Raw genomic sequence first — 2,891 nt, 5'->3', positions numbered from 1 at the left:
CATGAAGACGGTGCATGACGACGTCGCTTTCGCGAACGTCGTGGTGCGCCGGCATGACGAGGTGCGGCAGCATCGGCTGGTCGGGTTCCGGCGCTGCAGCCACGTCACGCTCGAGCGCGGCGAATTCCCTCAGAATGCGATCCGGTCCGAGGTCCTGCAGGAGCTCCAGCTGTCCCTTGCGCGAAGCGTCGGCGCGGCGGTCGGTCAGGTTGACGATCTCGCCCTGGTTGGCGCCCTCAATGGCGGCATGCGGCTGGTCGACGAAGCTCTTCAGGCCTTCGGACAGCCAGTGATAGCGGCGCGCCACCTTGCTGTCGCCGTTCATGCCCTGCTGGACCACGACCCAGTCGCCGTCATCGGTCACGATGAAGCCATGCAGATAAAGATCGAAGCCGTCCTGAACGGCGGCGCTGTCAACCTTGGCGACGAGCCGGCTGGCCGTCGCCAGGCCTGTTCCGTCGAAGCCGACGCGCTCGCCGATGGCGGCAAGCTCGTGCGGGGTCTTGCGTGAATGCGCGCCGCGGCCACCGCACACGTGAATACCGAGTTCGCCCGAGAGCGGAGCCAAACCACGTTTCAAGGCGCCTATGACGCTGGTCGTGATGCCGGATGAATGCCAGTCCATCCCCATGACGGCGCCAAACGACTGGAACCAGAACGGATGCGCCAACCGGCGCAGCAGCTCCTCGCGGCCGTAATGGTGAATGATCGCCTCGCACATGACCGCGCCAAGGCGCGTCATACGGTCGCCGAGCCATTTCGGCACGCGTCCGCCATGAAGTGGAAGGTCTGCGCTTCCCGATCGTTGTGCCAAATCTTGCCTATTCCCGATATACGCCTTGCACTCGACAGATAGGTATCAAAAGCAGCGTGAAGAAGCGATCATGCCCGTTTCGTGCAGCCGATGCTGCCGGCCTTGATTCCCGGCCTACCTGGCAATCCTCGGCTCAGTTAGCAATCAATCCAGCGGTTATCGCGCTTCGCTGAGGAGATCAAACTTCTCGATCTCGCAATGCTCACCCACCAGCGTCAACAGATCCGTCGGCGGCGGTGCCCTCTCAGGCCGCCTCCAACTGATCTCGAACGACATCACGGGGCTGTCGCGATCCTGGCGCCGTTCCATTCCAACCAGGCGTGCTCGATAACCGGAAGGCCCGACGATCATGTCAAGCTCGTCGTGATCCGCCGCCTTCCAGGTGAGCGCCAACACAGCGTGATGTTCGCGCGGTATCATCAGATCGACCCATTTCAACACGAGCAGAATGACCAGCGTCAGCGCCGTCCCGGCCGCGCCCAAGGCGTATTGGCCACCCCCGAAAGCCAATCCGATCATTGTCATCATCCACAACGTGGCTGCCGTGGTCACGCCGCTGACAAGACTGCCCCGGCGAAGAATGGCGCCACCGCCGATGAAGCCGACGCCTGTCAACACGCCTAGGGGAAAGCGCAGAACGTCCATCCGGGCAAAGGAATCCGGAGTTTTGCCGCCAACCTCCAGCAGAATGGTGGCCTGTGTCATTGCGATCGCGGCGGCCAGCCCGACCAGGATGGTTGTCCTGAGGCCCGCCGCTTGTCCGCGCGCCTCCCGGTCGAGGCCGATCAGTGAACCGGCGAGCACGGTCAGAAGCAGGCGTGCCGCGATGTCTTGCCAAGCCGGGATAAGAGACATCGGTAACCCTGATCGCCGCTGGTGTTTGGATTACGAACTGACCGCAATTCAATTCAGCTAGGGCCATTCGGGTTCCATTGGCGGCGTTTTGCCGGTTACCGATCGGCTGGATTTCCGATCGCCGGATCGCGCCGCCTTGAATATCTTTCCACACGCGGCAGATCGTCACGAAATTCCACCCATGGCAGCTTCATGTCCCAATAGGCGTGAGCCTGCGGCGCAAAGCGTTCGGGGTGGTCGAAGAAGCCGATCGTCAGATAGAGTTCTTCAGGAAGCCCCTGGTCGAGATAGGCTATGGATGTGCCGCAATCGGCGCAGAAGGTGCGGAACACGCCTTCAGTCCTTGAGAACGTCTTCGGCGCGCCGGTCAGCAATCTGAATTGGGCCGGTCGATAGCCGACCCAGACGGTCAGCGGGCTCCCTATGGCCTTGCGACAATCGTCATCGTGATCGGAGCAAATCCAGAACGGGTCGCCATGCATCTCAGCCGTTATGGAACCGCAAAAACAGGAGCCGGTCTCGATCCTGGTCATCAAGCCACCTGTTTTGATGGCCGCAGGGTCCGCAAGGTGATCGAATAGCGGTGCGCGGCAAGCGGCGGGATGCTGTGCTCCCATTCGGTGCGCGCCGGGCCCGTCATCAGGTAAGCCGACCTTGGCTCGACGATGATGGTCTTGCGATCCCATCTCGTGCCGTTCTTCCGGCGCAGCCGAAAGCTGCATGGCGCAAGAAGGGAAACGCCGGCCACGGCATCGAAATGCGGCTTGTCGCGATGCCAGCCGATACCGGCGCCGGATCGGTACTCGTTGATCAAAACCTGGACGAAAGCATCGGCGGGTAGCCGCGCAAATTCTGCCACCTTCTCCCTGAGCGGCATCAGAAACGCAGGGATCGCCGGCGCCTCGACGACTTTACGTTGGTCAAAATCGTAGCGCAGGCCAAAACCGGCGACGCGCCGGTTTGCGAGATGGCCATGAAAGTCGAAGGGCTGGAAGGCGAGACTTTCGAGCTGCCGCACCAGCTCAGCCTCTTCCTCCGCCGTGATCAGCTCCGGTTGGTAGTGAAATCCTTCCGGCAGATCGTCGAGCACGCGAGAGTCGGGCACGCGAAAGTCGGGCGCACGAAACAGGTCGCCTTGGCCCGCGAATTCCGGTTGCTTGGTTTTGAGCGGTGGCATCAACCCTAATTGGTAAAGCCGCCCGGTGGCGGCAAGGCCTTGGAG

The 2,891-nt window shown here is 61.9% G+C and carries 3 protein-coding genes and 1 pseudogene; all 4 read right to left on the bottom strand.

Annotated elements, in window-relative coordinates; genetic code table 11:
- Nucleotides 1-742, bottom strand: a pseudogene (locus tag E5W87_RS20105) (DUF763 domain-containing protein); the annotation flags it as partial.
- Nucleotides 743-970: 228 nt separating this feature from the next.
- Nucleotides 971-1,669: an MgtC/SapB family protein gene (locus E5W87_RS20100; RefSeq protein WP_292401242.1), complete on the bottom strand. Its 699-nt coding sequence runs from the start codon at nucleotides 1,667-1,669 to the stop codon at nucleotides 971-973.
- Nucleotides 1,670-1,764: 95 nt separating this feature from the next.
- Nucleotides 1,765-2,202 carry a GFA family protein gene (locus E5W87_RS20095; RefSeq protein ID WP_292401239.1) on the bottom strand — a complete coding sequence of 146 codons (438 nt, stop codon included), beginning with the start codon at nucleotides 2,200-2,202 and terminating at the stop codon, nucleotides 1,765-1,767.
- Nucleotides 2,202-2,846 carry an alpha-ketoglutarate-dependent dioxygenase AlkB gene (locus E5W87_RS20090; protein WP_292401275.1) on the bottom strand — a complete coding sequence of 215 codons (645 nt, stop codon included), beginning with the start codon at nucleotides 2,844-2,846 and terminating at the stop codon, nucleotides 2,202-2,204. The genes E5W87_RS20095 and E5W87_RS20090 overlap by 1 nt, the downstream gene beginning before the upstream one ends.
- Nucleotides 2,847-2,891: the final 45 nt, after the last annotated feature.

The sequence above is a fragment of the Mesorhizobium sp. genome, assembly GCF_004962925.1.
In the GTDB taxonomy this organism is placed as follows: domain Bacteria; phylum Pseudomonadota; class Alphaproteobacteria; order Rhizobiales; family Rhizobiaceae; genus Mesorhizobium.
This window is presented reverse-complemented; position numbering and strand designations above follow the sequence as displayed.